At 67.7% G+C, this 24585-nt stretch carries 16 protein-coding genes; 12 read left to right on the top strand and 4 right to left on the bottom strand.

Features of this window, described 5'->3' with window-relative positions:
• The first annotated feature begins 9 nt into the window (after positions 1-9).
• The 3 genes from D7X99_RS28035 (at position 10) to D7X99_RS28045 (ending at position 5885) form a co-directional block, all read left to right on the top strand.
• Positions 10-567 carry a hypothetical protein gene (locus tag D7X99_RS28035; protein ID WP_169831375.1) on the top strand — a complete coding sequence of 186 codons (558 nt, stop codon included), beginning with the start codon at positions 10-12 and terminating at the stop codon, positions 565-567.
• Positions 564-1232 (top strand): putative glycoside hydrolase, encoded by a 669-nt coding sequence (locus tag D7X99_RS28040; protein WP_121780466.1) that lies wholly within the window; start codon positions 564-566, stop codon positions 1230-1232. Before D7X99_RS28035 ends, D7X99_RS28040 begins: the two co-directional genes overlap by 4 nt.
• A gap of 252 nt (positions 1233-1484) precedes the next feature.
• A complete protein-coding gene (locus D7X99_RS28045; RefSeq protein WP_233613783.1) occupies positions 1485-5885 on the top strand; it encodes a discoidin domain-containing protein in 4401 nt (1466 codons plus the stop codon).
• A 211-nt stretch (positions 5886-6096) separates the two neighbouring features.
• Here the strand turns inward: D7X99_RS28045 and D7X99_RS28050 are convergent, their stop codons facing one another.
• Positions 6097-6756, bottom strand: a complete 660-nt coding sequence (locus D7X99_RS28050; RefSeq protein ID WP_121780468.1) for an SRPBCC family protein — start codon at positions 6754-6756, stop codon at positions 6097-6099.
• Between the two features lie 188 nt (positions 6757-6944).
• Between D7X99_RS28050 and D7X99_RS28055 the strand changes: the two genes are divergently transcribed.
• From D7X99_RS28055 to D7X99_RS28075, 5 genes are all read left to right on the top strand, one after another.
• Positions 6945-7919: a WD40 repeat domain-containing protein gene (locus D7X99_RS28055; protein WP_147476286.1), complete on the top strand. Its 975-nt coding sequence runs from the start codon at positions 6945-6947 to the stop codon at positions 7917-7919.
• Positions 7920-7943: 24 nt separating this feature from the next.
• Positions 7944-10469, top strand: a complete 2526-nt coding sequence (locus D7X99_RS28060; RefSeq protein ID WP_121780470.1) for a PQQ-dependent sugar dehydrogenase — start codon at positions 7944-7946, stop codon at positions 10467-10469.
• A gap of 195 nt (positions 10470-10664) precedes the next feature.
• Positions 10665-12515 (top strand): sorbosone dehydrogenase family protein, encoded by a 1851-nt coding sequence (locus D7X99_RS28065; RefSeq protein WP_158627083.1) that lies wholly within the window; start codon positions 10665-10667, stop codon positions 12513-12515.
• A gap of 93 nt (positions 12516-12608) precedes the next feature.
• On the top strand, positions 12609-14540 hold the full coding sequence (locus D7X99_RS28070; protein WP_158627084.1) for a sorbosone dehydrogenase family protein: 1932 nt from the start codon (positions 12609-12611) through the stop codon (positions 14538-14540).
• Between the two features lie 67 nt (positions 14541-14607).
• Entirely contained in the window at positions 14608-15255 is a 648-nt protein-coding gene (locus tag D7X99_RS28075; protein ID WP_169831369.1) for a cysteine hydrolase family protein, read from the top strand.
• A gap of 30 nt (positions 15256-15285) precedes the next feature.
• Here D7X99_RS28075 and D7X99_RS28080 read toward each other — a convergent pair whose 3' ends face one another.
• From D7X99_RS28080 to D7X99_RS28090, 3 genes are all read right to left on the bottom strand, one after another.
• Positions 15286-15831, bottom strand: coding sequence for a hypothetical protein (locus D7X99_RS28080; RefSeq protein ID WP_120596139.1), 546 nt, complete (start codon positions 15829-15831; stop codon positions 15286-15288).
• A gap of 84 nt (positions 15832-15915) precedes the next feature.
• Positions 15916-17973 carry a cation:proton antiporter gene (locus D7X99_RS28085; RefSeq protein ID WP_121780473.1) on the bottom strand — a complete coding sequence of 686 codons (2058 nt, stop codon included), beginning with the start codon at positions 17971-17973 and terminating at the stop codon, positions 15916-15918.
• Between the two features lie 399 nt (positions 17974-18372).
• Positions 18373-18840, bottom strand: a complete 468-nt coding sequence (locus D7X99_RS28090) for a hypothetical protein (RefSeq protein WP_121780474.1) — start codon at positions 18838-18840, stop codon at positions 18373-18375.
• A gap of 221 nt (positions 18841-19061) precedes the next feature.
• On the opposite strand from D7X99_RS28090, the gene D7X99_RS28095 reads away from it, so the two are divergent.
• The 4 genes from D7X99_RS28095 to D7X99_RS28110 all read left to right on the top strand — a co-directional run bounded on the left by D7X99_RS28095 (position 19062) and on the right by D7X99_RS28110 (position 24585).
• Complete coding sequence (locus D7X99_RS28095) at positions 19062-19928, top strand: TonB family protein (RefSeq protein WP_121780475.1); 867 nt, start codon at positions 19062-19064, stop codon at positions 19926-19928.
• A gap of 27 nt (positions 19929-19955) precedes the next feature.
• The gene (locus tag D7X99_RS28100; RefSeq protein ID WP_121780476.1) at positions 19956-21290 is read left to right on the top strand and encodes a PepSY domain-containing protein; all 1335 of its coding nucleotides are present in this window, start codon (positions 19956-19958) and stop codon (positions 21288-21290) included.
• A 301-nt stretch (positions 21291-21591) separates the two neighbouring features.
• Positions 21592-23865: a TonB-dependent siderophore receptor gene (locus D7X99_RS28105; RefSeq protein ID WP_233613784.1), complete on the top strand. Its 2274-nt coding sequence runs from the start codon at positions 21592-21594 to the stop codon at positions 23863-23865.
• Positions 23866-23904: 39 nt separating this feature from the next.
• Positions 23905-24585, top strand: coding sequence for a Fe2+-dependent dioxygenase (locus tag D7X99_RS28110; protein WP_121780478.1), 681 nt, complete (start codon positions 23905-23907; stop codon positions 24583-24585).

Below are 24585 nucleotides of genomic sequence, written 5' to 3' on the forward strand. Positions count from 1 at the left end.
ACACGCATCATGAGGACTGGTTTCCTGCTGGCTGCCTCCGTGGCCGCGCTGTCCGGCTGCTACGAAGATCCGACCATCATCTACGGCAAGTCGCTGGACGACATGACCTTCACGGTCACCGACCCGGCGATGGGCATCTACCCGAACACCTCCGTGCTGGATGACCCGAACAACCCCTTCGCGATGTCGGGGGTGGGCACGGAGACGAAGTGGCAGATCCAGTCCGGGGCGGACCCCGTGGCGGCCTACTACTCGTGGGCCACGGTGCTCGCGAACGGGCCTTACGGTGAAGCGCAGTACTACGTGGCCCTCAACCTGGCGGCCATCTACCAGCGGGGCCTGGCGGACCAGGGCAGCCTGGCGCAGACGCGCGAGATGGCGGTGAAGGCCTACCAGTCCGTGCTCGACTACTTCCCGGACGCGGTGACGTACGACGCGTCCGGCACGGTGGCCTACGACCTGGTGACGCCCGCGTACAAGGGCGTCGTCGAGCTGGGCGGCACCGTGGCTGGCGGCTGGGTGATGGTGAAGACCTCCAGTGGTGCGGACCGGGCGGTGAAGCCATGAAGAAGCCAGTGTGGGGCCTGTTGCTGCTGCTCGCCGCCTGCCGCCCGGATCCGGGCCCGGCGGACTACTCTGGCCAGGAGCTGCCGGACGACCCGAACCCCGACGGCGGGACGCAGCCCTCGGACATGCTGCCGGGGCCGTTCCCCTACGAGGCCGGCAAGGCCCGTCTGATGGTGGGCATCTTCTACGAGACGGGCCGCTCGCAGGAGATCATCCTCGACAACATCGACTCCAACTTCTACCTCTACGACAACACCGTCTACGTGGAGTCCGACCCGGACCACGTCGAGGGCAAGTCCGCCGACCGCATCGTCCAGAACGGCAAGCCGTGGATGGGCTTCGGTGTGCACTGGAAGCAGACGCACAACTTCGATGCGTGGAAGACGCTCCACGTCAGCATGAAGTCGTCCGACGCCGCCTTCGCCAACGTGAAGATCGGCATGACCAGCGGCACGGGCACCGCGGAGAAGGGCAACCCGCTCACCGTCACCAAGTACGGCTGGGCGAACGATGGTGAGTGGCACCACCTGTCCATCCCCGTGGCGGACTTCGTCGCGGCGGGCCTGAAGCTCAACGACGTGTCGTCACCGTTCACCTTCGCGGCCGAGGGTGGCACGACCGGTCAGTTCCTCCTGCTCGACAACCTGTACTTCACCGCGGACTAGGCAGGAACGCAGTGCCAGGAAAGGCGGGCCGGCTGTCGCCGTGTGACAGCCGGAACGCCCGAGCCTTGTCTTGACGCCGCCGTCACGCCCCCGCGTGCGGTGTCGTCAGGGCAGGGATGCAGTTGCTGTTCCTACCCAAGGAGTCATCCCCCAATGTCCGAATCCTTGCCGCAATTGTCAAGCAGGGGCGCAAGCCCATGTCTCCGTGAAGCACCGGGCGTCTGGTTATTACAAGCCTTCGCAGCGGTGCTCATGGTGGTGTCCCTCCTGGGCGCGTCCGACGCCCGCGCGCAGACGAACGTCGCGCTGAACAAGACCACGTATACCTCCTCCGCGGAGGCCCCATTCCTGGGCCAGTACGCGGTGGACGGCGACGGTGGCACCCGCTGGGCCAGCGGCTTCACGGCGAATGAATGGATCACCGTGGACCTGGGCCAGACGCGCACCATCTCGCGCGTGGTGCTCACCTGGGAGCCGGCCTACGCCACGGTCTACAAAATCCAGGTCTCCACCAACAACACCACCTTCACCGACGCGCTGACGGTGAACACCGGCGATGGCGCCGTGGATGACTTGTCCCTGCCGGCCGGCACCACGGGCCGCTACGTCCGCATGCAGGGCGTCACGCGCGCGCTGCCCGCGTATGGCTATTCGCTGTGGGAGTTCGCCGTCTATGAGACGGGCGGCACGCCGCCTCCCACCAACACGGACCTGGCGCGCAACCGTCCGGCCACCGCGTCCAGCGTGGAGGCGGATGCCGCGGGGCTCCAGCCGGGCTTCGCGTTCGACAATGACATCAACACCCGCTGGGCCTCCGCGCAGGGCGTGGATCCGCAGTGGATCCGCGTGGACCTGGGGTCGTCCCAGGTGGTGGGCAAGGTGGTGCTGGACTGGGAGGGCGCGTACGGAAAGACGTACACGATTGACGGCTCCAACAACGACACCAGCTGGACGACGCTCAACACGGTGACCAACGGCGCCATCGGCCGCCGGGAGATTCCCGTGTCCGGCACGTACCGTTACATCCGCATGCGCGGCACGGAGCGCGGCACGGGCTACGGCTATTCGCTGTGGTCCTTCGAGGTCTACCAGAACGGGGGCACCACGCCGCCGCCCACGCAGACCACCAACCAGACCCTCAAGCTGAACTTCCCAGAGCTGGCGTACGCGAAGATCAACGTGTCGCCCGCGCCGCTGTCGGTGACGCCGGTGCCGGAGGAGGGCAACACCACGCCGTCCGTGCGCAATCCGCCCGGGCCCTTCACCTACCAGCTCACGTTCCCGCCCAACACGACGGTGACGCTGTCGAAGAACCAGTTCTCTCCCACGCAGCCCAACACGGACATCCGCCTGGCGGTGGTGGACTACAACGGCGTGCAGCAGCGCGCGCAGTCCGTCACGGCGCTGGCGGTGCAGGGCGCGGACTGGAACGTCGAAATCTTCTCCACGGGCAATGGCCCCACGGATCCTCGCGACCCCACCATCATCCCGGACCCGTACGTGGCGCCCGCGCCGCTGCCGGTCGCCGGGGCGTTCCGCCTGACCGCGCCGGCCAACAACGCGATGATCACTGCCTCCCGCCGTCCCACGCTGTCCTGGGCCACGGTGACGGGCGCGACGAACTACAAGCTCTACGTCAACCTCACGCGCAACGACTACGACTGGATGGCGGCGGGCAATCTGTTGGATCGCTACACGCAGGTGGCGTCGCAGACGGGCACGTCCTTCACCTTCACGGAGGACCTGCCGGACCGCTGGACATACAAGTGGTACGTCGTTGCCACGCTGTCGGGCGGCAGCACGTCGCGCTCGGACATTGGCAGCTTCAGCGTGTACCTGCCGGTGGTGGAGACGCAGGCGGACGGCGTCAACCTCGTCAACGGCGTGCGCGACCTGAACAAGAACGGGACGATTGAGCCGTACGAGGACTGGCACAACCCCATCTCCGTGCGCGTGAACGACCTGCTGGGCCGCATGACGCTGCGCGAGAAGGCGCTGCAGATGTTCTACGACGCCAAGACGTACCCGGAGGCCGGCTTCCAGATGGGGCCCCTGTCGCCCACGGACATCCCCATGTTCCAGAAGGCGTCCGCGGCCACGCGCCTGGGCATCCCGCACATCGACGCGGGTGACTCCATCCACGGCTACAAGACGAGCTGGCCCACGCAGCCGGCGCTGGCGGCCACGCGCGACCTGGACACCATCTACGAGATGGGTGACATCCAGCGCCGCGAGCAATTGGCCATTGGCAGCCGCGGCACGCTGTCTCCGCTGGCGGAGGTGAACACCAAGGTCCTGTATCCGCGCATCCAGGAGGGCAACGGTGAGGACGCGGACCTGGCGTCGGGTATCACCCGCGCGCTCATCGCGGGCCTCCAGGGCGGTCCGGAGGTGAACCCGAGCTCCATCTGGGTGACGACGAAGCACTGGCCGGGGCAGGGCGCTGGCGGTGAGGCGGGCATCACCTACGACGGCACCACCATCCACTACCACATGCGTCCGTGGCACGCGGCCATCGAGGCGGGCACCAGCGGCATCATGCCGGGCTACGCGGGCAGCTGGCTGCTGGGGCCGGAGGGCTACGGCGCGGGTGACAACCCGGGCATCCTCAACTACCTGCGCAACCAGCTGAAGTACGACGGCGTCATCTGCTCGGACTGGCTGCCGTCGGGTTCTTGGGTGCGCTCCGCCACGGCGGGCTCGGACGTGATGGGCGGCGCGACGCCGCAGGCCATGGCCAACTTCGAGAACGAAGTCCCCGTCGCGCGCATCAACGACTCCGTGCGCCGCATCCTGGACCTGAAGTTCCGCCTGGGCATCTTCGAGGACCCGTACAAGCAGGGCCCGGCCGGCACGTCCCAGTGGCACACCGCGGACAGCAAGGCGGCGGTGCGCCGCGCCTCCCAGGAGGCCATGACGCTGCTCAAGAACGACGGCGCGCTGCCCATCCGCCTGCCGGCGGGCGGCAAGCTGGTCATCGCGGGCCCGCGCGCGGACGACATGTCCTGCATGGTGACCTGGCGTTCGGACTTCCACGGCACCGAGTTCGGCGACCCGACCATCTACGCGGCGGTGAAGGCGCGCGCGGAGGCCGCGGGGCTCACGGTCTACAAGGACAACGCCCCCGCGGGCGTGACGCCGGACGCGGCCATCGTGGTGGTGGGCGAGAGCTACTTCACCCACGGCACGGAGTGGGACAAGGAGAAGCCTTACCTGCCGGGCGACCCGATTGGACCCGCCCACGACGCGAAGTGGGGCGACCAGTACGGCGTCATCAACAGCTTCAAGTCGCGGGGCATCCCCACGACGGTGGTGTTGATCAGCCCGCGCCCGTACGTGCTGACGAACGTGGTGCCCCTCTCCAACGCGCTGATGCTGGCGTACCGCCCGGGCGACATGGGCGGCTACGCGGTGGCGGACGTGCTGTTCGGTGACGTGCTGCCTCGGGGCAAGACGCCGTGGCAGCTGCCGCGCGGCATGAACCAGATTGGCACGGACGTGGAGAACAACCAGTTGGAGAAGTGGGACCTGCCGTTCGACCTGGGCGCGACGGACGCGGAGCGCACGGCCATCCGCCAGAAGATCGCGGCGGGCCAGCCGGTGCCGCCCACGTACGGCAACCCGCTGTACCAGTACGGCGCGGGCATCCAGGGCTTCGGCCTGACGGACGCGACGCCGCCCGTGGCGTTCAGCCTGCTGACGCCCGCGAACAATGTGGTGATCGCCGGCACGCGTCCGGCGTTCACCTGGGCGGCCAGCAGCGATCCGCAGACGGGCATCCAGCGTTACGAGGTGTACCTGGACGGCGGTGCGATGCCGGTGGCCATCACCAAGACGCCGTCGGCGGCGCTGGATGGGCTGAAGCTGGCGAACGGGGTGCACACCTGGTTCGTGAAGGCGTTCAACTGGGCGAACGGCGTCACGCAGTCCGCGACGTTCACCTTCACGCTGAACGACACGACGCCGCCCGCGGCCTTCGCGGCGCTGTCGCCGTCGGCCGGGCAGTCGGTGCCGGGCACGTCCACGCGCTTCATCTGGGAGCAGACGACGGACGTGGGCGCGGGCGTGGCGGAGTACGTCCTCATCGTGGACGGCACGGACCGCAGCCCCTCCATCCTGCGCAGCACGCCGGTGCCGGCGGGCACGAACCTGGCGCGAGGGAAGAATGCCTACGCCACGTCCGTGGAGTTCGGCAGCGCGAACGACGCGGTGGACGGCAGCCTGGCGACGCGTTGGTCCAGCGTGGGCACGGCGACCACGGGTGACACGGAGTCCATCACCATCGACCTGGGGGCCATCTACTCGCTCAAGCGCATCGTGCTGAACTGGGAAGCCGCCTACGGCCGCCGCTACGTGCTGGAGTCGTCGCTGGACGGCTCCACCAACTGGACGGCGCTGCGGACGGTGGACACCGGCGACGGCGGCATCGACGACTGGACGGTGGCCGGCGTGGGCCGCTACGTGCGCATGCGCGGCGTGCAGCGCGCGACGGCGTACGGCTATTCGCTGTGGGAGTTCGAGGTGTACGGCGTGGGCACGGAGCAGACGACGCTGAACGGTCTGTCCACGGGCTCGCACACGTGGCGCGTGCGCGCGGTGGACGGCGCGAACAACACCACGCTGTCCTCGGGGCCCATCACCTTCACGAAGTAGGGTGATGGCTTGAGTGAGGAGAGGGGCGGCCGGAGATGGGCCGCCCCTCTTCAGTTTGATGTCATTCTGCGAAGCAGCACTTTGACGATCGCCCGGAGCTGGGGTTCCAGATCTTCGTGGGCGGACTGCGTCACGAGCGTAGGGGGGGTGGAGCGCGGCCGTCGCGCGGAACAGGAGGTCTGCCTTCTGCCGCGCATCCTTCAGGCCGGAGCTACGGGGTCGGCGCGGCGACGGCGGGCGCGCCTTCCGCGGGAGCGGCGGCCTTGGCAGCGGCGGCGGCCTCCTCGGCGGCCTTGGCCTCGGCGACCTTGCGGGCGGCTTCGGCCTCCGCGCGCTTGGTGGCCTCGGTCTGGGCAGCGGTCTTCATGCTGGCGAGGCCCTTCTCGAAGTCCTTGCCGATCATCTGGTCCATGTCCATGACGAGGCACATCGCCTTGCTCATGAAGTTGTGGTTGCCGGCCATGGCCCAGGTGACCGTGGTGCCGTCGTCGGCGGGCTTGAACGTGAAGGTGGTGATGCTGCTGTCTTCGAAGGGCTTGATGAACTCCAGCTTGATACGGACGGCCGCGTTGGCGGTGGCCTCCAGGATGGTCATGCGGCCCTCACCCACGTCGTTGTTGCCCACCCACCCATAGGTGGCGCCAACGCCCGACTCCGCGCCGCCAAAGGTCTTCTTCATGTTCGGGTCGAGGTTGTCCCAGGGAGACCACTGGTTCCACTGGTGGAAGTCATGGACCAGACCGAATGCGACGTCGGGCGTACCCGGCACCGTGGCGGTGCGCGTGACGGTGTAGGAATCGGGGCGGGTGGTAATGAAGCCGGCGAGCAGCGCGAGCACGGCGACAACGCCAATGGCGATCTTCTTGAACATGAAGTTCCTCGAAAAGGGTCCCCTGGACGGGGAGGCCGCGTCTTAGGCCGCCGGATCGCTCCGGCTCAAGCCCCCCAGCGCGCGGTCCACCTTGACGCAGCGTGCGGACGGGGGCATCGCGGACTCCTCTTTTGAAACCGCTTCAAGCCTCGCTCTTGAGCGGCTATGCGCCATCTCGGATCCGCACCATGCTCACGCATTCCCTGACACTGACCCCTGAGACCGCGAGACACTTGTCCCTGCTGCGGACGCTGGGGGCGCCGGAGCTGTCGCCGTACTCGCGTTGGCAGAGGCTTGGGTGGGATGCGTCGTCCCGCTACCTGCTGTCCGTCCAGAAGCAGGGTGGGACGCCTTTGCGCTGGTGGGACCTGCATTCAGAAGGGACGGCTCCGCTCTTCGCGCATTCCGTTTCCCTCTGCGTGGCCGCATGGTTCCTGCCCGGCTCCCAGCGCCTTCTGTCCGTGACGGCGCGTGGCACCCTCCAGATCTGGTCCGTTACCGACGGCACGCTGCTGTCCTCGGTGGAGACGGGTGGGTCCGTCTCCAATGCGTGTCTGTCCTCGGACGGAACGCGCCTGCTGCTCGCGTCCGCGCAGGGACGTGTCCTGCTCTGGGACCTGGAGCGCAGTTGGCTCGTGTGGCGGCTGGAGGACCCCGCGTTTCTCTACGGCTGCGCGCTGTCGGCGGATGGCCGGTTCGCGGCCGTGGGAGCCGCCGAGGCGCAGGCAGGTGCCGCGACACGAGCTTCCGTACGCCTTTGGGATGCGAGGACCGGCAAGCCCGTGGGGTCACGTACGCTCGACGCCCAGCTGATCTGGAACGTGGCATTCACTCCGGCCGGAGAAGGCCTGGTCGCCGCCAATTCCGGTGGCGAGTTGCTGTTCCTGGGCCTCCCCGGACTGGAAACCGTTCGGAGCATCGAGGCCCCGGCATCCGGTGCGCTGCAGGTCGAGTTCAGCCCCGAGGGTTCATTGCTGGCCGCCAGCGCGGACACGAGCGCGTTCGTGGTCATCGACGTCCAGGAGGGCCGGCGCGTCTTCGCCTATTCGGACCTGGATGACATGCAGGGCAGTACCGCGAACTTCTCCCCCGACGGACGCTTCGTGAGCTGGGGCATGGACGACGGCAAGGTGGGCATCTGGGGCGTGAAGCCCAGACCCTGAGGAAGGGATGGTAGCGTGTCTGCCATGCGTTCAGTCCATTCCTTGGTGTTTCTTGCATGTCTTGCGGCCTTCACCGCCCAAGCCCAGGTCTATATTCCTACCCCCAGTGGCGCCTATGGCGTCGAAGTCGCGAAGTTCATCGAGACGCAGGAGATTGAGAATGCGTCCGGACTGGCCTGGGCTCCGGACGGTTCCAACCGGCTGTTCGTGGTGATCAAGGGGGGGAAGGTCCGGATCATCCAGAACGGCGCGCTCCAGCCTACGCCATTCATCAATGAGCTGGTGGCAACGGATGGAGAGCAGGGCCTGCAAAGCCTTGCCTTCGATCCGGACTTCGCGACCAACCGCTACGTCTACGTCTTCGCCAGTCAGCCGAACATCGACGTAGGGGGTGTCACCCGCTACATGGCGCAGATTCTGCGGTTCACGGAGGCTGGCGGTGTGGGTGTCAACCGGACCGTCATCGTGGACAACATCCCGCAAAACAAGAGCCACAATGGTGGAGGTCTGGCCTTCGGTCTGGATGGGTTCCTGTATTTTGGAGTAGGGGATGGAGACATCTACGCAGGGGGCAATGACGACCTGTCCCTGATGTCGTCGAAGATCCTCCGCGTCCGCAAGGACGGGACCGTTCCCACGGACAACCCCTTCTACGATGACTGGGGACCGAACAACGATCTCGTCTGGGCCCGAGGCTTCCGCAATCCCTTCCGGATCCGCTTCCAGCCTGGAACCGGGAAGCTCTGGGCCAACGTCGCTGGGGCGGCAGCCGAGCAGATCTTCAGCGTGGGTCCGGGAGAGCATGCGGGCTGGTGGCAGTATGAGAACAACCAGCCCCAGGGATTCCTGTCGCCACTCGTCGCCTATACGCCAGGGCTGTGGGACGTGTACTCCTTCACGTCGACAGGTGCCGTGCGCAAGGGCGGGGTCGCGACCTTCACCGTGGAGGGCACCTATCCGGTCTCCTCTCTGCGCAAGGGCAAGAAGGTTCATCTGCGGGATGTGGCGGACCCCAGCTTCAATGGAGTCGGCTACATCACCGGCTTTCCGACGCCCCTGTCGTTCACGGTGGAGCAGGCCGGTCCGGATGCGGTGAGCGGTGGCGGTGGCCTGCAGACAGACCCGATGGGCGATGCCGTGGTCGGTGGCGTGTTCTACGCAGGCTCACGCTTTCCCTCCGACTACCAGGGCGACTACTTCTTCGCCGACTTCGGTGGGTACCTCCACCGGGTGGACCTGGGAGCGGATGGCTCCGTGAAAAAGGTGGAGCTCGTGGTGAACTACGTCCACGAGACGAACTTCACCGACGTCGCGGTGGGGCCGGATGGCGCGCTGTATGTCTCATCCTTCTACGGCACGATCTTCCGGGTCACGCCGCTGCCTGTAGGTCAGGGCGTGATCGCCTCCACTCAAGACCTGGTTGTCCCCGAAGGAGGGTCGAAGACCCTCATGGTCTCCCTGGCCATGCCGCCCACGACCCCGACGTATGTGGCCCTCGTGAGGCGTGAAGAGGACTCGGACATCCGGGTGACCGCCGGACAGCCAATGCTGTTCGACGCGACCAACTGGAGCGTCCCGCAGTTCGTCACCATCAGCGCGGCCCATGACGCGGACTCGGAGGTCGACCACGCCACGTTCTTCGTCACCCTGGACCAGGGTTTTCCGGCTGGCGTTCCCGGCGTGGAGATCCACGTGCGCACCGAGGAGGATGAAGTCCAGGCGCTCAAGCTCTCCACCACGTCATTCGATCTGGATGAGGGAATGGGCGGCACCTTCACCGTCGGCCTGACCTATGTACCGACGTCTCCCGTGACGGTCACCGTGGCCCGCACTTCGGGGAGCGCGGACGTGACCGTCACCGGCGGCGCCTCCCTGACCTTCACGCCCGAGGACGGAACCGCGGCGAAGACCGTCACGGTGGCGACCGCGCGTGACACGGACAGCGAGGACGACGTGGCCTTGTTGACGGTGTCCTCTCCGGGACTCATCTCGCGGGTGGTCACCGTCATCGCCAGGGACGTGGCTGGGGTGCCGACCATCACCTCCGCGCCCGTGACGCAGGCGACCGTGGGGAAGCCCTATGCGTACACGGTCACGGCGTTCGGGAAGCCCGAGCCGCTGCTGACACTGGTGCAGGGACCGCAAGGCATGACGCTGGATCCTGTCAGCGGGCGTCTGTCCTGGACGCCGACGAGCGAAGCGACCGTGACCGTCTCCGTGCGCGCCAGCAATGGACAGCTTCCGGATGCAGTCCAGACGTTCCAGCTCCAGGTCCGAGCGTCAGGAATCCCCGACGCCGGCACCGATGCGGGCAGCGTCGTGGATGCTGGCGCCCAGACGGATGCCGGGGCCAATACGGATGCGGGGACCGGAACGGACGGTGGCTCCGTCGCGGACGCGGGCACCCAGCAGGATGGCGGCACGGTGACGGGCCCCAAGGAGGATGAATCCGGCGGATGCAGTGCTGGCGCCACCGCGCTTCCGGGTGTCCTGGGCGGGTGGTTGCTCGCGGGTCTTCTGTGGAGGCCTCGCCGCGCCCGGCGGAGCTGAATCCAGAACTGGAAGGAAAAGACTGACGGACAGACGGGAAGGCACGCTAGCGTGCTCGATATGCGATCCATTGTCCCTTGGCTTGCCCTGGCATTGCTGACTGCCTTCCCCGTCTATTCCCAACCTGTCGAGACTGCTCGTGACCTTGAGATCATCGATAACTGGGTGATCTTCAGCGACAACGATGCCACCCGGATGGGATGGGTTCCGGACGGCTCTGGCCGCCTGTTCGTGACGACGATGAGGGGAAAGGTCCTCGTCGTGGTGAACGGGGTGTTGCAGCCCACCCCCTTCATCTCCGAGTCGTTCACCCAGGGGCACGATCAGCAAGGCCTCCTGGGCATGGCCTTCGATCCGGACTTCGCGAACAACCACTACGTCTATTTCTTCGCGGCGATGCCGGGCTACACGTTGCAGATCTTCCGGTACACCGACGTCGGTGGCGTCGGCGTGAATCGCACCGTCATCGTGGACGGGCTCCAGGCGGGAGTGCTCGACTACGACGGCGGCGGCATGACCTTCGGTCCGGATGGCATGCTGTACTTCGGGGTGGGAAATCTCCACGGCAGCCGGGGCGAAGATGTCTTGACGAGCGCGGCGGGAAAGATCCACCGCGTGCGCCCGGATGGCACCGTGCCTACCGACAACCCCTTCTACGATGGACCGGGCCCCAACGTGGACAGCATCTGGGCGCAGGGCTTCTGCAATCTCTACGGGTTGGTCTTCCAGCCGGGAACCGGCCGCCTGTGGGCCAATGCCTCAAGTCCGGAGAATCTTCAGATCTTCAGCGTGAGTCCGGGCGATCATGGAGGGTGGCCCCACTACAACTACAGGCGCCCCGCGGGCTACCTTTCGCCCGTTTATTCATACATCCCCGCCAACTTTGATGACTCTCCGCTCACGTCGACAGGTGCGGTGCGGCAGAACGGCGTTGCGACCTTCACGCTGCTGGGCGACTCCGTGGATTCCTATTGGTACCGCAAAGGGACGCGGATCCTGATTCGGGATGTGGAGGAGCCCAGCTTCAACGGTGATTTCTATGTCACGGGGCATCCGTCTCCGCAGTCATTTACCGTGGATCAGCCTGAGCCGGATGCGGTGAGCGGCGGTGGTCAGCTCAGGCGATGGCCCCAGGGCGAGTTCGTCATGGGAGGCATGTTCTATACAGGGACGCGCTTCCCCACGAGCTACTCCGGCAACTACTTGTACACGGACTTCCGCGGAATGCTTCATCGGATCCGGTTCGCGGCGGACGGCTCCATGGCCAATGAAGACGTCATCATGAACTATGAGACAGGCGGCGGCTTCGTCGACGTGAACGAGGGACCGGACGGGGCGCTGTACGTGCTGAGCTATTACGGCGGAATCAACCGGATCACTCCGGTGCCAGGAGGCCAGGCCTTGATCGTGTCGCCGTCGGACCTCGTCATCCCGGAGGGCGGAACCCAGACGGTCATGGTGTCCCTGGCGATGCCTCCCGCCGTGGACGTCTGGGTCAAGGTGGCAGTGCAGGGTGGCGATGGCGACCTCTCCGTGGTGGACGGCGCCTCGCTTCGGTTCACGATCGAGAACTGGAGCGTTCCCCAATTCGTGACGCTGGGCGCGGCGCAGGACGCGGATGCGGACGTCGAACATGCGTCCTTCACGTTCACGCCGACGCAGGACTTCCCCGTGGTCACCGTCCATGCCCGCACGGAAGAGGACGAAGTGCCGGAGGAGCCCGCTACCGACGGAGGCATTGCGGGGGATGCCGGGAGCGAATTCGACGCCGGAACCCTTGAGGATGCGGGGACCCTCGAAGATGCAGGGACCGTGGAGGATGCGGGAACCCTCGATGATGCGGGGACCGTGGAGGACGCGGGAACCCAGGTGGACGCCGGAGCGGTCGTGGACGCGGGCTCCTCAAAGGACGGCGGCACGGTGCCTGTGCACCTGGAGGATGAATCCGGCGGGTGCAGTGCCGGCGCCACCGCGCTTCCGGGCGTCCTGGCCTGGTGGCTGCTCGCGGGACTCGAGTGGAGGCCCCGCCGCGCCCGGCGGAGCTGAATCCAGAGCTGGAAAGAAAAGACTGACGGACAGACGGGGAGGCGCGCTAGCCTGATCTGTATGCGATCCATTGTCCCTTGGCTTGCCCTGGCATTGCTGACCGCCTTCCCCGTCTATTCCCAACCCGTCGAGACAGCTTCTGACCTCGAAATCATGGACTGGGTGACGTTCCCACACTACGACGCCACCCGGATGGGATGGGTTCCGGACGGATCTGGCCGCCTGTTTGTAACGACGATGTCTGGAAAGGTCATCGTCGTGGAAAACGGGGTGTTGCAGCCGACCCCCTTCATCTCCGAGTCATTCGAGCAGGGGCACGAGCAGCAAGGCCTCCTGGGGATGGCCTTCGATCCGGACTTCGCGAACAACCACTACGTCTATTTCTTCGCGGCGATGCCGGGCTTCACGTTGCAGATCTTCCGGTACACCGACGTTGGCGGCGTCGGCGTGAATCGCACCGTTATCGTGGACGGCCTCCAGGCGGGAGTGCTCGACTACGACGGCGGCGGGATGACCTTCGGCCCGGATGGCATGCTGTACTTCGGGGTGGGGTCTCTCCATGGCTATCGCGACCCAGATGTTCTGACGAACGCGGCGGGCAAGATCCACCGGGTGCGTCCGGATGGCACCGTGCCCACGGACAATCCCTTCTACGACGGGGCGGGCCCCAACGTGGACAGCATCTGGGCGCGGGGCTTCTGCAATCTCTATGGATTGGTCTTCCAGCCGGGGACCGGGCGCTTGTGGGCCAATGTCTCGGGCCCGGGCGCTGTTCAGATCTTCAGCGTCAGCCCGGGGGATCATGGTGGCTGGCCCGACTACCAGAACAACCAACCCGCTGGCTACCTCTCGCCGGTGTATTCCTATCTGCCGGGTGTCTTTGATGAATACACGTTCACCCCGACAGGCGCGGTGCGGCAGAACGGCGTCGCGACCTTCACGATGATGGGCGACGACCTGCAGTCCTCTTGGTACCGCAAAGGGACGCGGCTCCTGATCAGGGACGTGGAGGACCCCAGCTTCAACGGCGATTTCTATGTCACGGGGCATCCCTCCTCGCGGTCGTTCACCGTGGACCAACCGGAGCCGGACGCGGTGAGCGGCGGCGGCCGGCTCAGGCGATGGCCGGAGGGCGAGTTCTCCATGGGCGGCATGTTCTATGAGGGGACACGCTTCCCCGCGAGCTACTCCAGCAACTACTTGTACACGGACTTCCGCGGGATGTTTCATCGGATCCGGTTCGCGGTGGATGGCTCCGTGGCCACGGATGACATCATCATCAATCGTGATGGAGGAGGCGGCTTCGTCGACGTGAGCAAAGGGCCGGACGGGGCGCTGTATGTGTTGAGCTATTATGGGGTGATCCTGCGGGTCACTCCGACGCCGGAAGGTCAGGCCTTGATCGTGTCGCCATCGGACCTTGTCATTCCGGAGGGCGAAACCCAGACGGTCATGGTGTCCCTGGCGATGCCGCCCCTGGTGGACGTCTGGGTCAAGGTGGTGGCGCATGGAGGTGGGGGCGACCTGTCCGTGGTCGAGGGTGGCTCGCTTCGCTTCACACTCGAGAACTGGAGCGTTCCTCAATTCGTGACGCTGGGCGCGGCGCAGGACGCGGATGCGGACGTCGAACACGCGTCCTTCACGTTCACGCCGTCGCAGGACTTCCCCGTGGTCACCGTCCATGCCCGCACGGAGGAGGACGAGGTGCCCGAGGAGCCAGTCAATGACGGCGGCGTCGACGGCGGCGCGGAAGTGGACGCGGGAACCCTCGAGGATGCCGGGACAAGCGAAGACGCGGGGACCCTCGAGGATGCCGGGACAAGCGAAGACGCGGGAGCCTTCGAAGACGCAGGGACCGTGGAGGACGCGGGAACCCAGGTGGACGCGGGCTCCGCGAAGGATGGCGGCACGGTGCCCGTGCACATGGAGGATGAATCCGGCGGGTGCAGTGCCGGCGCCACCGCGCTTCCGGGTGTACTGGCCTGGTGGCTGCTCGCCGGGCTCGGGTGGAGGCCCCGCCGGTAACCCGCCGCGCGTGGCACCTGGGCGTTCGGCGACAGGATGATTAGCGTTTCGCCACGGGGAGGTGGACGTGGCGAAACCGCGCCAGGCGGTCCGGAAGCAGACGCGCACGCCGCATGAGCGGCGGCATGACACCGCGCTGCTCATCATCGACGTCATCAACGACCTGGAGTTCCCCGGCGGGGAGAACGTCCTGCCCTGGGCGCTGCGCATGGTGGAGCGCCTGGGCCCCTTCGCGGAGCGGATGCGCAAGGCGGGCGTCCCGGTCATCTACGTCAACGACAACTTCGACCTGTGGCGCAGCAGCTTCACGGACGTCTACAAGCACTGCACCCGGAAGGACAGCCGGGGCCGGCAAGTCGCCCGCGCGCTCAAGCCCCAGCCGGACGACTACTTCATCCTCAAGCCCAAGCACTCGGCCTTCTTCGCCACGTCGCTGGTGCCCCTGCTGGAGCACCTGGGCACGAAGAAGCTGCTGCTCGCGGGCATCGCCACCAACCTGTGCGTCTTCTTCAGCGCCCACGACGCGCACATGCACGAGTTCAAGATCACCGTGCTCAGCGACTGCTGCTGCGCGGAGAGCGACAAGGACCACGACCTGGCCCTGGATCAGCTCCAGCGCTTCCTGCGGGTGCGCGTCTGCCGCGGGGACGAGGTGCACCTGCAACCCCGCTCGCGCCGCCGCGCCACGCGAAAGCCCCCGCCAGAATGGAAGTGACGGGGGCTGCCTGACACGGTGGAGGACGGCTCAAACGTCCTTGTCGTCGTCATCATCGTCGTCGTCGAGGATGTGGCACTTGCCGGCATCCTCGTCGAGCGCCTTGCCGATGAACTCCTTCACCAGGTCGTCGCCGTTGAAGACCAGGGACAAGGAGTTCTGCTCACCGCCCACGTCCTCCTTCTTGTCCAGGACGAGCTTGCCGCCCAGCGCCGTCGCGCTCCCGTCGACGTGCGCGCCCGCGGGCACCCGCACCTCTCCGCCGATGGACACCACGTCGCCCTTCACCTTCGCGCCGGGCTCCAGGATGACGCGGCCCCGGATGGCGGCCACGTCGTTGTCCACCACCGCGCCCTTCTTCACGATGACGTCGCCATCCACGGCGACCGCGTCCTTGATCTTCTCCCCGGGCTCGATGACCAGGTTCGTCCCCTGGACCGCCTTGCTCCCGTCCTTGACGTTGACGCAGATGGTCTTGGCGGGAGCCTTGGCCGGCTTCTTCGCCGGTTCCGCCGCCAGGGCAGGCACGGCCAGTGAGCAGGCAAGCAACAGGGTGGGAAGGAACGGGCGGCGCATGGCGGAGACCTCCGGAACGCGGAAGGGGAGCGGCATGCCCTTGCTACGGACGGCCGCGCCCCCCATTGCATCCGGTGCCCTGCCTCAGCCGAGCACGCCCTTCGCCGCGTCGATGGCCTCATGAGTCCCCGCGAGCGCGAGGATGTCACCCGCGCGCAGCACCTCCTGCGCGGTGGGCACCAGCACGCCTGCTTCGCCCCGCCGGATGGCCAGCACCGTGGCCCCCGTCATGCCGCGCAGGTTGAGCTCCGCCAGGGTCCGGCCCACCGCCGCGCTGGACTCGCCGAGCGCCACCGACTCCGGTTCGCCAATGCCGGGCAGCATCTGACGCACGCCGTGCAGCACGTCTTTTGACGGCTCGTCCTCGTCGCCCTTGGCGTGGGACTGGGCCGCGAGCGCCTCCACGATGACCTGCGCGCCCGCGCGCATGTGTCCCTGCAGGTTCGTGGCGCTCTTCCAGAAGGCGAAGCCCATCACGCCCAGGGACACCAGCAGCACCACCGCGCCCGGCACGCCGGGAATGAACGGCTGGGTGATGGCCAGCACCGGCACGCCCACCATGAAGACGCTGGCCAACTGGAGCGCCACCACCAGCACCCGCCGAGGCGCCGCCGCCAGGTCCACCCTGCCGTTGGCGGCCGCCGGTAGCGCGCCCTCCGCCAGCACCACGCCCAGCCGCCGCCCCATCCGCACGATGCCCACGCAGAAGGGCAGGGCCAGCGCCGTGGACAGGCCGATGACGATCCACGGCGTCATCGTCTTGCCCCAGCCCATGCGCTCGTCGATGAACTCCGTCACCTGGGGCAGCAGCACGGACGTGCCGATGACGATGATGGTGATGAACGCCGCGTCCAGGAGCATCAGCAGTGCCATGCGCCGCACGCGCGCGCCCACCGTCTTCTGGCGCGGCGACGTGCGCAGGTTCTCCACCCAGCTGCCGTACAGCGACGCGAACGTCTGCAGCGGCGCCGGCAGCTTGCGGTCCACCCAGTTGGCGATGGGACCGGACGCGCGGATGAGCCACGGCGTGGTCAGCGTGGTGATGGCGGACACGGCCACCGCCACCGGGTATAGGAACGTGCCCGTGGCCTTCAGGGACAGGCCCAGGCCCGCGATGATGAAGGAGAACTCGCCAATCTGGGACAGGCTCAGGCCCGCCTGCACGGACGTGCGCGTACCGTTGCCCGTGAAGAACGCGCCCAGCGACACGCTGAGGATCTTCCCCACGACGACCACACCGGTGAGCACCGCGATGGCCGCCCAGTGCTCGCGGATGAGCGCCGGGTCGATGAGCATGCCCACCGACACGAAGAACACCGCGCCGAACAGGTCGCGCACCGGCTGCACCAGGTGTTCAATCTCCTTGCCCTCGCCGGACTCCGCCACCAGCGAGCCTGCGAGGAACGCGCCCAGCGCCACCGAGTAGCCGAACGTCTGCGCCAGCAGCGCGCCCGCGAAGCAGATGCCTACGCTGCTGACGAGCGTCGTCTCCGGCCGCTGGAGCTTCGTGATGGCGCGCATCAACCGGGGCACGACGAACAGGCCAATGCCGACCAGCCCCACGAGGAACGCGGCCAGCTTGCCCACCGTCAGCGCCAGGTCCCAGGCGGACAGGCCCGAGCCGGTGGACACCGCGGTGAGCATGGCCATCAGCAGGATGCCGATGAGGTCCTCCACGATGAGGATGCCCACCACGATGCCGCGCAGCGCGCCCCGGATGTTCTGCTCGTCGAACGCCTTGGCGATGATGGTGGTGCTGGAGATGGCGATGCAGCAGCCAGTGAACAGGCTCTCCAGCATCGTCCAGCCGAAGGCGCGGCCAACGATGAAGCCCAGCCACACCATCACGCTGCACTGGATGACGGCGGTGAGCCCCGCGGTGGGCCCCACCTGGAACAGCCGCCGCAGGCTGAACTCCAGCCCCAGGGAGAACATCAGCAGGATGACGCCCAACTCCGACAGCGTCTGCACGATGCCCGGGTCCGCCACCAGGGGGATGGGGACGTGCGGTCCTATGATGAAGCCCGCGAGGATGTAGCCCAGCACCACCGGCTGGCGTAGGCGCTGGAAGAGGACCGTGGTGACCGCCGCGACACAAAGGACGGTGGCGAGGGCTTGGAGGAACGCGTGGGCGTCGTGCATGGGGGCGCCTCTGGAGGTGATGGGCTCGCGATAACCGGCCCCGCCCGTGCTGCGCGGGGCCGGATCCACTGGAAGTTAGGGCGGACTCAGCTGCATCGCTCGAGGGCAATGGCCCCGACGATGATGAGAAGGCACAGCAGTCCGCTCCACAACAGGCGCGCGCCCTGCCACTGATCGTGGGTAGCGCCGCCCTGCTGGGTCTGCTGCGAAGGGGGAGAGGTGGGCTCGGGGGAAGGGGATGAAGACAAGGAGGAAGGCCTCGCGCGGCCGCGAAGGGCGCACCGCGTGCTGAAAGGGTTGTGTCGTGGGAAGGGCCTGCCCGCCGGGTCCTCAGGGGTCACACCGGGGTGGAGACGGGCGCGGGCCTACGAACGAGAGAAGGGGGACGAAAAGAACCGCTCAGCCCCAGACGGGTGGGCCCTGCGCCGGGCAGTTCACCGTCCGGGGACGGTCCGCCAGCGGCGTGAGCCGGGAGGGCAGGGCTCGGGCAAGCAGGCCCTCGGCCAGCGCCAGCATCCGCGCGTCATGGCGCGCGAGGAGCGCGCGCAGCGTGTCCAGCCGGGGCGCGACGGGCGTCGGAGGGCGGAGGCCGGAACCACCGCCATCCACCTGGTCGCGCGAGCCCCGCGGCGCGGCCACGTGCGAGCCATGCAGCAGCCCCGCTTCCTCCCACCCCAGCTTCGGGAAGGAAGGCGTGCGCGATACCACGGGGGCCCGGGCCGCCACGCCCTCCGCGCGGAGGGGGCCCGGCGAATGCCCCACCAGCCCCAGGAACCCGGCCACCACCGCCGCGCACACGACCGCCGTCAGGGCGAACCTGATCTCGCGGGGGGCTTCACGCCCGGTGTGAGGGAGGACCGGCGTCATGGATGGGAGGGCTTAAGCGTGTCGCACCGGATGCGACAGTCGGACGACGACAAAAAGCGAGTCAGCGGAAGGCCTTTATACGCAGCAGGGTCCTGACGCACCTCGGAAAATCGCGCCCTTGGCGACGAAACCGTCACGTGATGACGCGCCAGGCTGATTTCAGCATCGCTCCAGATTGACGTTGCCACCCGCCAGGGGGTATCCCCTTTCGGTAACCGAAAATGCGAACCATTCTCAACTTCGACGACGGATTGGGCGCTGGCCCGACGCTGCCGCAGGCTGCGACCGCCCGTGCGGATGCGGCGCGGAGTCCGGTGGGGCTCTTCCAGTCCGCGAGCGCGACGGCGGAGGAGGGATGGGGGCGCTGGAGCGGGGCCCTGGTGACCGCGACCGCGGCGCACGTTCTGGCGGTGGTGGTGGGCGTGATGGTGGCGAACCCGCCGCCGGCGGAGGTCAAGAAGCCGGAGCCGGAGCTGGTGCTGATGGCCTACGCGCCGCCTCCGCCGCCTCTGGGCGGTGGCGCGGTGAAGCAGGCGACTCCAGAGCCCGTGAAGTCGGTGGTACCGAAGCCGCGCCCCAAGCACCGGGAGCTGGTGGTGCCCGCGAAGGTGCCGGAGCCGGTGAAGGAGACGCCGGTGGAGCAGGTGGAGACCCCGGCCGCGACAGAGGTGTCCGCGGTCGCGTCGCAGGCGCCCGCGGGTCCGGGCGTGCCGGACGGCGTGGTGGGTGGCGTCGTCGGGGGCGTGGTGGGCGGAATCGTGGGCGGCAAGGTCGGTGGGCAGGGCACCGCGCCGCCCATCTACACGCCGCGCGAGGTGATGAAGCTGCCGGTGCTGCTGTCGGGCAAGCCGGAGTATCCGCGCCGCGCCCGTGAGGATGGCATCACCGGCGTGGTGATGGTGATGGTTGTCATTGGCACGGACGGCTCGGTGGAGCCGGGTTCGCCGCGCATCCATCGCTCGGTGCCGGGCCTGGACGAGGCCGCGCTCGAGTCCGTGGCGGGCTGGCGCTTCTCGCCGGCCCTGGGACACGACGGCGCGCCCGTGCGCGTGAAGGTCGTGATCCCGGTGAAGTTCGCCCTGAGGTAGTTCCTTCGCAGTCCGGTAGAAGCCTTCATGAATCCCAAGCTCCGCTCGATTCTCTTCTGGATCCACCTGATCTGCGGCCTCATCGTGGGGCTCGTCGTCGGGGTGATGTCTTTCACGGGCGCGGCGATCGCGTTCGAGTCGCAGATCATCGACTGGGCGGACCGTGACGCCCGCCACGTGACGCCTCCCGCGGAGGGGACTCCCCGCCTGACGCTGGAGGAGCTGCTCGCGAAGGTGAAGGAGGCGAAGCCCGCCGTGCCGCCCTCCGGCGTGACGGTGTACCCGGGGGCGGACAGCGTGGTGTCGGTGGCCCTGGGTCGCGGCGCCGCGGTCTACGTCAATCCCTACACCGGTGAAGTGCGCGAGCCGGGGGCGCAGGGCTGGCGGTCGTTCTTCAACACGATGGAGGATCTGCACCGCTGGCTCGCGGCGTCCGGCGACAACCGCGCGGTGGGCAAGGCCATCACCGGAGTGGCCAACCTGGCGTTCCTGTTCCTGGGCCTCACCGGCCTGATCCTGTGGTGGCCGCGCAAGTGGAACCTGCGCGCCATGCGTCCCATCCTGTGGTTCCGCCGCGGGCTCAAGGGCAAGGCGCGCGACTTCAACTGGCACAACGTCATCGGCTTCTGGTCGCTGCCCGTGCTGGTGGTGCTGACCACGTCTGGCGCGGTCATCTCCTATAAGTGGGCGTCGAACCTGGTCTTCACGCTCACCGGCAACGAGCCGCCCGCCGCGCAGGGGCCCATCGCCGCGGCGCCCGTCGTCGTCCCCACGCCCGCGCCGGGGACGCAGCCCCAGCCGCTGGATGCGCAGTTCGCGGCGGTGATGAAGCAGTCCAACGCCTGGGAGACCATCACCCTGCGCCTGGCCACGCCTCAGGGCGCTGGCGCCCCCGGTGGTCGTCCCGAGGGTGCCGCGCGAGGCGAGGGTGGCCCGCGTGGCGAAGGCGCTCCGCGCGGTGAGGGTGGCCAGCGCGGCGAAGGTCGTGCGGAAGCTCGCGGCGGTCCGAAGGGTCCGCAGGCCAGCGCCTTCACCGTTCGCGAGCAGGAGCGCTGGCCGCTCTTCGCCAACAACACGGTGTCGCTGGATCCGTTCACGGCCCAGACGCTGAAGACGGAGACGTACGCGGACTTCAACAGCGGCCGGAAGGTGCGCACGTGGCTGCGCTTCCTGCACACCGGCGAGGCGCTCGGGTGGGTGGGCCAGCTCATCGCGGCGCTCGCGTCCTTCGGCGCCGTGTTCCTCGTCTACACCGGCTACGCGCTCTCCTGGCGCCGCTTCGTTCCGCGCCGGAAGACGCAAGCCGTGGCGCCCCCGGCCCCGGTGGCACCGCCCGCGGAAACGAATACAAACGCCGCCTGAAGTGACAATTCAGTAAACCCAGACATCCCCGGGGCCCGGACCACGAGAGCGGATCCGGGCCTCTTTGTTTTCACTCGGCGGCGTGTGGCATTCGGCTGTCTGATACAAAGCAGTGCTGTAACGATCGCCTGTCTTTGCGACTCAGCGTGCTGACGGGAAGAAATTTCTTGTAACGCGAATCAGGGTCCTGCATATGAGAATCATTCTCATTTAGACAGTGCTTCCCATCCCGAGGGGATTCGTGTCCACAGCCAAGCCCGGTCGTACTGGTATCCGCTCTTCGAATGGCAACCCTGGAGGCGTGCGCGGCACGCTCTGGCCCTGGGGTCCCGCTGCCGTGGGTCTTGCCTCCGCGCTGGCCGCGGGTGGCGCGGTCGCGCAGGAGACGCCGGTGACGGGTGAGACGTCCGCGCCGGTGCAGGAGTCCCGGCCGGCGGAGAACGCCCCCGTGGGTCAGGATGCCCCGGCCCCCGAGCGCACCCCGGAGTCCGCGCCCGCTGGCGCGCCGGAGGCGCAGGCCGGTCAGGACGACGCGTACGTCCTGCCGGAAGTGTCCGTGGAAGGGGAGACGGAGAAGTACAACGTCACCGAGCCCAGCCTGGCCCGCCTGCCGCGGCCGCTGGTGGACACGCCGCAGACCATCACGGTGGTGCCCGAGCGCGTGATGGAGGAGCAGCAGGCGACGACGCTGCGCGACGCGCTTCGCAACGTGTCCGGCATCACGGTGACGGCGGGCGAGGGTGGCCGCCAGGGTGACTCCTTCTCGCTGCGCGGCTTCTCCGCCCAGACGGACACGCTGCGCGACGGCGTGCGGGACCTGGGCTGGTTCACCCGCGACACGTTCAACCTGGAGGGCGTGGAGGTCTACTTCGGCCCGTCGTCGGTGCTGTTCGGCCGCGGCTCCACGGGCGGCGCCATCAACCTGGTGACGAAGAAGGCGCGCAAGGGCTCCTTCACGGACCTGCGCCTGTCGGGCGGCACGGCGCCGATTGGCCGCATCGAGGCGGACGTCAACCAGGAGCTGTCCGACAGCGTGCAGTTCCGCGTGAGCGCCGTGGGGCAGCTGGCGGGTGTCGCGGGCCGTGACATCGTCAAGGAGAACCGGGCGGGCATCGCGCCGTCCGCGCGCTTCCAGCTGGCGGACAAGGTCGCCCTGGAAGTGGACTACTTCTACCAGCACGAGGACAGCGTGCCGGACTACGGCCAGCCGTACTTCAACGGCTACCCCGTGGGCGTCACGCTGGACGTGCCCCGTGAGAACTTCTACGGCGTGAAGGATAGCGACACGGAGATCGTCAACGTCCACATCGGCTCGGCGCGCCTGCTGGCGGACCTGGGCAACACCTTCCGCCTCACGAACACGCTGCGCTACGGCGGTGTGGACCGCTTCGCCCGGCCCACCGCGCCGCGTGGCCTGACGCCGGCCACGAACCCCACCACCATCGGCCGCCAGCGCTTCGAGACGACCGCGGACAACACCTACTTCGCGGACCAACTGGACGTGCGCGGCGTGTTCAACACGGGCTTCCTCAAGCACACCGCCAACTTCGGCCTGGACGTGTCCCGCGAGCAGCGTGAGCAGGGGCGCACCAACCTCACGACGGCGACCGGCAACCTGCCCGCGGACCTGTTCGATCCGGACAACAGCCCGGACCTGTCCGGCGTGAACCGCGTCCCGGGCGCCACCAACTACAGCCGTCAGTGGAACCTGGGCGCGTACGCGTCGGATCAGATCCAGATCGGCAAGTACGTGGAGGTGCTGGGCACCCTGCGCCTGGACAACCTGCACAGCGACTACGAGACCAAGGCCGCGAACGGTGACGTGGCCGCCTTCGAGCAGGAGAACAGCCTGTTCAACTGGCGCGTGGGCCTGGTGCTCCACCCGGCGGAGAACACCAGCGTCTACGGCATGTACGGCACGTCCCAGAACCCGAGCGCGGAGCTGGCCACGCTGGCCAACGACACCGTCACGCTGGATCCGGAGAAGAACGAGACCTTCGAGGTCGGCGCCAAGGCGGACCTCATCGCGGAGCGCCTGAGCGTCAACGCCGCGCTCTTCCGCACCCACAAGCTGAACGCGCGCGTGCCGAACTCGGATCCGGACGGCCCGCCCACCGTGCTGGAGGGCAAGCAGCGGGTGCAGGGCTACGCGCTCGGCGTCGCGGGTTCGCCGGTGCGCCGCTGGAACGTGTTCGCCAACTACACGTTCCTGGACGCGAGCATCCGCGAGCACAGCAATGAGTTCCTGGTGGGCCAGCGCCTGGTGAACACGCCCAAGCGCAGCTTCTCGCTGTGGACCACCTACGCCATCCTGGACAACCTGTCCGTGGGCGGCGGCGCCACCTACCAGGACGTGGCCCCGGTGAACAACCCGGCCAACGCGACGGTGCTGCTCACCAAGGTCCCCAACTTCTGGCGCTTCGACGCGTTCGCGTCGTACTCCATCAAGAAGGTGGACCTGCAGCTGAACGTCTACAACCTGACCGACAAGCTCTATTACGACTCGTACTACGGCGGTCAGGCCGTGCCGGCGGACGGTGTGTCCGCCCTGCTGTCCGCGCACGTGCGGTTCTAGTCGCGCGCAATTCCTGCCGGGCGTAGGAGGACGTCCATCATGATGGTGCACATCCCGCAGGTCCTCACGCCCGAGCAGGTGGCCCACTGCCGCGCCGTCTTCGACAAGGCGGCGTGGGAGGATGGCCGGACCACCGCCGGCAAGCAGTCCATGCAGGTGAAGAAGAACCTCCAGCTGTCCGAAGGCAGCCCCGCTGCCCGGGAGCTGGGGGACCTGGTGCTGGCCGGCCTGGAGAAGAGCCCGCTGTTCATCTCCGCCGTGCTGCCCCAGCGCGTGTTCCCGCCGTTGTTCAACCGCTACGAGCACGGGATGGACTTCGGCTCGCACGTGGACAACGCCATCCGGCCCATCCTGGGCACCAACCAGCGCATCCGCACGGACGTGTCCGCCACGCTCTTCCTGAGCGACCCGGACAGCTACGACGGCGGTGAGCTGGTGGTGGAGGACACTTACGGCAACCACGCGGCGAAGCTGCCCGCGGGGGACCTCATCGTCTACCCGTCCACCAGCCTGCACCACGTCACGCCGGTGACGCGCGGCGTGCGGCTGGCGTCATTCTTCTGGATCCAGAGCATGATCCGCGACGCGGGGCAGCGCTCGCTGCTCTTCGACATGGACACGTCCATCATGCAGCTCACCCGCGAGGTGCCCAAGAGCCCCGCGCTGGTGATGCTCACGGGCGTGTACCACAACCTCTTGCGCCAGTGGGCCGAGCCCTGA

The organism is Corallococcus sp. AB032C (genome assembly GCF_003668935.1).
Lineage (GTDB): Bacteria > Myxococcota > Myxococcia > Myxococcales > Myxococcaceae > Corallococcus > Corallococcus exiguus.

Bases quoted from the DNA above. Each gene is read 5' to 3' on its own strand.
- D7X99_RS28080 (WP_120596139.1), bottom strand. From the start codon at position 15,831: ATGCGCCGCCCGTTCCTTCCCACCCTGTTGCTTGCCTGCTCACTGGCC.
- D7X99_RS28065 (WP_158627083.1), top strand. From the start codon at position 10,665: ATGGGATGGGTTCCGGACGGCTCTGGCCGCCTGTTCGTGACGACGATG.
- D7X99_RS28035 (WP_169831375.1), top strand. From the start codon at position 10: ATGAGGACTGGTTTCCTGCTGGCTGCCTCCGTGGCCGCGCTGTCCGGC.
- D7X99_RS28045 (WP_233613783.1), top strand. From the start codon at position 1,485: ATGGTGGTGTCCCTCCTGGGCGCGTCCGACGCCCGCGCGCAGACGAAC.
- D7X99_RS28100 (WP_121780476.1), top strand. From the start codon at position 19,956: ATGAATCCCAAGCTCCGCTCGATTCTCTTCTGGATCCACCTGATCTGC.
- D7X99_RS28085 (WP_121780473.1), bottom strand. From the start codon at position 17,973: ATGCACGACGCCCACGCGTTCCTCCAAGCCCTCGCCACCGTCCTTTGT.
- D7X99_RS28040 (WP_121780466.1), top strand. From the start codon at position 564: ATGAAGAAGCCAGTGTGGGGCCTGTTGCTGCTGCTCGCCGCCTGCCGC.
- D7X99_RS28090 (WP_121780474.1), bottom strand. From the start codon at position 18,840: ATGACGCCGGTCCTCCCTCACACCGGGCGTGAAGCCCCCCGCGAGATC.
- D7X99_RS28095 (WP_121780475.1), top strand. From the start codon at position 19,062: ATGCGAACCATTCTCAACTTCGACGACGGATTGGGCGCTGGCCCGACG.
- D7X99_RS28050 (WP_121780468.1), bottom strand. From the start codon at position 6,756: ATGTTCAAGAAGATCGCCATTGGCGTTGTCGCCGTGCTCGCGCTGCTC.
- D7X99_RS28060 (WP_121780470.1), top strand. From the start codon at position 7,944: ATGCGTTCAGTCCATTCCTTGGTGTTTCTTGCATGTCTTGCGGCCTTC.
- D7X99_RS28110 (WP_121780478.1), top strand. From the start codon at position 23,905: ATGATGGTGCACATCCCGCAGGTCCTCACGCCCGAGCAGGTGGCCCAC.
- D7X99_RS28055 (WP_147476286.1), top strand. From the start codon at position 6,945: ATGCTCACGCATTCCCTGACACTGACCCCTGAGACCGCGAGACACTTG.